Source organism: Halomonas sp. 3D7M, from assembly GCF_014897885.1.
Lineage (GTDB): Bacteria > Pseudomonadota > Gammaproteobacteria > Pseudomonadales > Halomonadaceae > Vreelandella.
On the sequence record NZ_JABUZF010000226.1, the window covers coordinates 13,839 to 16,688 of the forward strand.

Here is a 2,850-nt window from a genome sequence, read left to right on the forward strand (position 1 = left end):
CCCTTTTTGCTTTTTAGCATCCGGTCTGAAACTAAAAGTCGATGCCGCGACGGGCTTGCAGGCCATTGTTAAACGCGTGCCGTACCTCTTGCATCTCCGTCACTGTATCCGCCATTGCCACCAAATCCCGATGCGCATTGCGTCCGGTAATAATCACCGTTTGTTCATGCGGTCGATTGATCAGTGCTTGCTTAACGGTATCAATATCTAAATAACCGAACTTCAACATGTAAGTGATTTCATCCAGGACAACGAGGTAAGTCGCTGGATCTGCGAGCATTTTTTCAGCTTCTTGCCATACTGCTTGGCAAGCTTGTGTATCTGACTCGCGATTCTGGGTATCCCAGGTAAAGCCCGTGGCCATGATGGCAACACTGAGATTTGCGTCTTCTTCTAGCCGATTACGTTCACCGCACTCCCATAATCCCTTAATAAACTGCACGACACCGACTTTATAGCCATAGCCAAGCGAGCGAGTGACGGTGCCCCAGGCGGCAGTCGTCTTACCTTTGCCATTGCCCGTATTGATTAGTAACAGCCCACGCTGCTCGGTAGCGTTGGCCACTTTTTCGTCAACGCGGGCTTTCAGTTTTTCCATCGACGCTTTGTGACGTGTATCGCGATCGCTCATGGTCGGTGTCCATCGGTAAGTGATTAAGTAAATGATGGCTAGGTTAATTCATCCAGCGCCAATTTAATATTGCTATGGTTAAGTCTTGTATAGTTAATGGAGAATTCTGTTCAAGTTTTGGGGGTGCCGAAATTAGCGCTGCAAGACACATTATGTAAGAAATTGGCCGGGTGGGGGCTAGCTGCTCTAGAATAGTGGGTCATGTCTTACTAGGAATGATGCCATGCCCTCATTTGATATTGTGTCAGAGTTTGATCAGCACGAAGCGTCTAACGCTATCGACCAAGCAAATCGTGAAGTGCAGTCGCGCTTTGATTTCAAAGGTGTTGATGCCAGCTTTTCACTTGAAGGGGAGAAAGTTCAGCTTGAGGCTGAGGTTGATTTCCAACTAAAGCAAATGCTCGATGTGTTGCGCAATCGACTGATCGCGCGGGGGATTGATGCCCGTTGTATGGATATTCAAGACCCGGTGTTGTCTGGCGTGAAAGCTCGTCAGGAGGTCGTTCTAAAGCAGGGGCTTGATCAGGCTGAAGCAAAAGATGTGGTTAAGCGTATCAAAGCCAGCAAGCTAAAAGTACAGGCTCAGATTCAGGGTGAAAAAGTGCGCGTTACGGGTAAAAAACGCGACGATCTTCAGAGCGTGATGGCGCTTTTACGTGGCGAAGAGGGGCCTGAACTACCGTTACAATTCGATAACTTCCGTGATTAATTAACTCGATCGACAGTATTACGATGATGCAGCGTTAGGCGCTGCATCATCAAATAATTTATAAGCTTACAGGAGTCACGCACTATGTCTGATCCGCAGCCGGTTTATTTAAGCGACTATCAGCCGCCCGCCTACCTAGTTACCCATACCGAGCTGACGTTTGATCTTGACCCTGCAGCAACCCGCGTGAAAGCACGCCTGCAAATAGAGCGTCATCCAAGCGCTGATTCACAAGCGCCGTTAGTGCTTAACGGTGAACATCTGACGCTGATATCACTCGCTATCGATGGTAGCCCTTTGGCTGATGCTGCGTATCAGTTAACGGATGAGGTGCTGCACATAACAGATGTGCCAGAGACCTTTATGCTGGAGAGTGAGGTGGAGCTAGCTCCCAGCAGTAATACTGCGTTGGAAGGGCTGTACCAATCTAACGGCATGTATTGCACCCAGTGCGAAGCAGAAGGCTTTCGGCGAATTACTTATTACCCCGATCGTCCTGATGTGATGGCCACTTTTAAGGTAACGGTGATTGGTAACGCCACCAGTGAGCCAGTGCTACTCGCCAATGGTAACCCTGTTGATCAAGGTGCGTTGGAAAATGGCCGCCACTTCGCAACCTGGGAAGACCCGCACCCGAAACCCTGCTATCTGTTCGCTTTAGTTGCCGGTAATTTGCATAAGGTGGAAGATTCTTTTGAGACTATGAGCGGCCGCAGCGTGACGCTGCAGTTGTGGGTCGAGCAAGAAAACCTAGATAAAACTGAACATGCGATGGCCTCCCTTAAGCGTGCCATGGCATGGGACGAACAGACCTATGGCCGTGAATACGACCTTGATCTGTTTATGATTGTGGCAGTGAATGACTTCAATATGGGGGCAATGGAAAACAAAGGGCTTAATATATTTAACTCCGCTGCGGTATTAACTCATCCCAATACCGCGACGGACGCAGCCTTCCAAAATGTGGAAGGGATTGTTGCCCATGAATATTTTCACAACTGGTCAGGCAATCGAGTGACTTGCCGTGATTGGTTTCAACTCTCTTTAAAAGAGGGCTTTACTGTATTTCGTGATCAGTGCTTTTCCGCCGACACCAACTCGGCTCCCGTTAAGCGCATTCAAGACGTGTCGTTTTTCCGCACTGCTCAGTTCGCCGAAGATGCAGGGCCGACGGCGCATCCGATCCGGCCAGACCACTTTATTGAAATCACCAACTTTTACACCCTGACGATTTACGAAAAGGGCGCAGAGGTTGTGCGCATGCTGCGTAATTTACTGGGTTGGGAAGACTTCCGTCGCGGCTCAGATCTTTATTTTGAGCGTTTTGATGGTCAGGCAGTGACCATCGAGGACTTTGTGGGCTGCATGGCCGAGGTGTCTGATGTAGACCTTGGTCAATTCATGCGTTGGTACTCCCAGGCAGGTACGCCTGAAATCGATGCGCACGGTGAATACGATTACGCCCATGGGGAGTATCATCTCACTCTGCGCCAACGTACCCCCGCGACTC

The 2,850-nt window shown here is 49.5% G+C and carries 3 protein-coding genes; 2 read left to right on the top strand and 1 reads right to left on the bottom strand.

Features of this window, described 5'->3' with window-relative positions:
• Positions 1 to 31 precede the first annotated feature (31 nt).
• Positions 32 to 631, bottom strand: coding sequence for a cob(I)yrinic acid a,c-diamide adenosyltransferase (gene cobO / locus INT22_RS12715; protein WP_193068335.1), 600 nt, complete (start codon positions 629 to 631; stop codon positions 32 to 34).
• A 223-nt stretch (positions 632 to 854) separates the two neighbouring features.
• Between cobO and INT22_RS12720 the strand changes: the two genes are divergently transcribed.
• The gene (locus INT22_RS12720) at positions 855 to 1,340 is read left to right on the top strand and encodes a YajQ family cyclic di-GMP-binding protein (RefSeq protein ID WP_038485589.1); all 486 of its coding nucleotides are present in this window, start codon (positions 855 to 857) and stop codon (positions 1,338 to 1,340) included.
• Between the two features lie 84 nt (positions 1,341 to 1,424).
• Positions 1,425 to 2,850, top strand: a 1,426-nt coding sequence (pepN, locus tag INT22_RS20970; RefSeq protein ID WP_226912691.1) for an aminopeptidase N, incomplete at its 3' end; no start/stop codon positions are given.

What these genes read in the sequence shown, in the direction of transcription:
- INT22_RS12720 (WP_038485589.1), top strand. Translation starts at nt 855, where the DNA reads ATGCCCTCATTTGATATTGTGTCAGAGTTTGATCAGCACGAAGCGTCT.
- cobO (WP_193068335.1), bottom strand. Translation starts at nt 631, where the DNA reads ATGAGCGATCGCGATACACGTCACAAAGCGTCGATGGAAAAACTGAAA.